We start from the raw sequence: 1,889 nt of genomic DNA, 5'->3' as shown, positions 1-1,889 counted from the left end.
TTCTACCTGCAGCACCATGCCTTCGCTGGCAAGGTATCTGGCCAGACCTTCGGTACCGCAACGACGGCGCCGGCGATCAATCTGCTTCGGATTGAAGAGAACTTGTCAGCAGCCTGGCAACGGTTGTCCGGCACCTACATTGAAAACCTGCCGTGGCTGGAGTGCGCAGAGCGCTACGACCGTTTCCACACCTTCCATTACATGGATCCGCCTTACTGGCAAACCAGCGGCTATGGCGTCGACTTCTCCTTCGAAAACTACGAGCGAATGGCCGACTTCATGCGGCGCTGCAAAGGCAAGGTGATGGTCAGCATCAACGACCATCCGGATATTCGCCGGGTTTTCGATGGTTTCCATTTCGAAACATTGAACATCCGGTACACCACCACAAATCCGCGACAGGGCCAAGCCGATATGAGCGGAGAGCTGGTGATTACCAATTGGGTGCCCGCCGATCTGGGCGGCCTGTTTTGATGACCCCTTGGTTTGTTCATTTTGCGACCGTTTGCATCACGCTTTCTCGCCTATGTCCTAAGCTTCAAAGCGTGAGCTATGGGGATCTACCTTTCTTTGCCCACAAGGAGAAAGATATGCCAAAGGAGTTTGATGTATACGAGTACTGCAAGGCCCTGAGCGACTCAGAGCGAATCAGCGACCAAATTATTGGTTGGACTGGACGCTGGTCAATGATGGGGAGTTTCATGATTTGTACCCAGTGCCTGGCTACCCAGCAGGTCGGTGAGTCAGGGGAGCAGTTTGTCCATGCGAAGGGCTGTCCTGCCGAGAATGGAGGCAAGTACCCCTGGCATGAGCTCAAGTCAGTCTTAGGGATGGTCCCTACGCCAGGCTTTGAAGAGGTCGGTGTTACTAAGGGATGATGTTGTTTTGAAGAGCAGGGCGTAGTAATTGCGCGCCCTGATTCTTGACGTTCCCTACCTCTTTGCCCACCGCGTACCATTCGAAATCGTCGACCGGCCTGCAGCACTCCATTGCAATCTCAGCAGCGCGTTCGGGTGAAAGGTCAGGCTCAAGCCATTCATTCGCATATTCGGGCGTCAGCACAAGCGGCCGTCGGTCGTGAATGTCGACCATGCCTTGATCGCTGGCGGCGGTGATGATCACAAACCCATCCCCCTCGTTCTGCTCCAGTCCGGGCGTCACCTGAGCCAGTCCGCCGTAAAACATCGGTGCTTGGCTTTTCAGCCTGATGAAGTAGGGCTGCTTCTTCTTAGGGTCGCCGGGATCCCTGACCCATTCAAACCACCCATTGGCTGGCACAAGTACACGGCCATTCGGCCAAAGCTGTTTGAAAAACTTCCCTGTCGTCACCGTCTCGACCCGCGCATTAATCGGGTCAGGCCTTTTCCCCTTCGCCCAGAACGGCGACCATCCCCAGCGGACCTTGTCCACGCTTAGACCTTCTTCCAGCCCCCGGATAATTTCAACGCGAGTGCTCGGCGCGACGTTGTAGCGCTCAAGGGGCCACTCGTCGTAGCCATTGATAACGATCTGCTTTGAGCCCAGTTCCTTCAGGTAATGGGTCATGGGTTCGTAGATCGAGTAGCGTCCGCACATGATGTCACCCGTCGAAATGTCCTACATATGAGATTGACCGCGCGCAGACGAAATCGTTAACTGTATATTCATACAGTTAATCACCCGAAGGCTCGCGTCATGAATGTCATAATCCTCGGCCCGCTGATGGAGGGCGGCATCAAGCTCCCCCTGTATTCATTCAAAATCCCGGCCGGGTTTCCGTCTCCGGCTGCGGATCACATTGAAAAACACCTCTCGCTGGACGAGACGTGCAACATCCGTGCGCCACACGTGTACCTAGCGCGGATTGAGGGTGACAGCATGCAGGGCGCGGGGATGTTCTGTGGCGATTT

General features: G+C 55.2%; 3 protein-coding genes. 2 read left to right on the top strand and 1 reads right to left on the bottom strand.

Translation table 11 applies throughout. The annotated features are described in order from the left end of the window. Positions 1–474, top strand: a 474-nt coding sequence (locus AUC60_RS04795; RefSeq protein WP_144443227.1) for a DNA adenine methylase, incomplete at its 5' end; no start/stop codon positions are given. 393 nt (positions 475–867) lie between these two features. Here the strand turns inward: AUC60_RS04795 and AUC60_RS04785 are convergent. Then, positions 868–1,575 (bottom strand): SOS response-associated peptidase family protein, encoded by a 708-nt coding sequence (locus tag AUC60_RS04785; RefSeq protein WP_087264936.1) that lies wholly within the window; start codon positions 1,573–1,575, stop codon positions 868–870. A 99-nt stretch (positions 1,576–1,674) separates the two neighbouring features. Between AUC60_RS04785 and AUC60_RS04780 the strand changes: the two genes are divergently transcribed. After that, a partial coding sequence (locus tag AUC60_RS04780; protein WP_274521386.1) for a LexA family protein occupies positions 1,675–1,889 on the top strand: 215 nt, incomplete at its 3' end.

Source organism: Pseudomonas caspiana (assembly GCF_002158995.1).
Taxonomy (GTDB): Bacteria; Pseudomonadota; Gammaproteobacteria; order Pseudomonadales; family Pseudomonadaceae; genus Aquipseudomonas; species Aquipseudomonas caspiana.
Note: the sequence above shows the minus strand (reverse complement) of the source record. Positions and strands in the feature narration are given on the sequence as shown.

Excerpts from the sequence above, each read along its gene's own strand:
- AUC60_RS04785 (WP_087264936.1), bottom strand. The coding sequence starts at position 1,575 with ATGTGCGGACGCTACTCGATCTACGAACCCATGACCCATTACCTGAAG.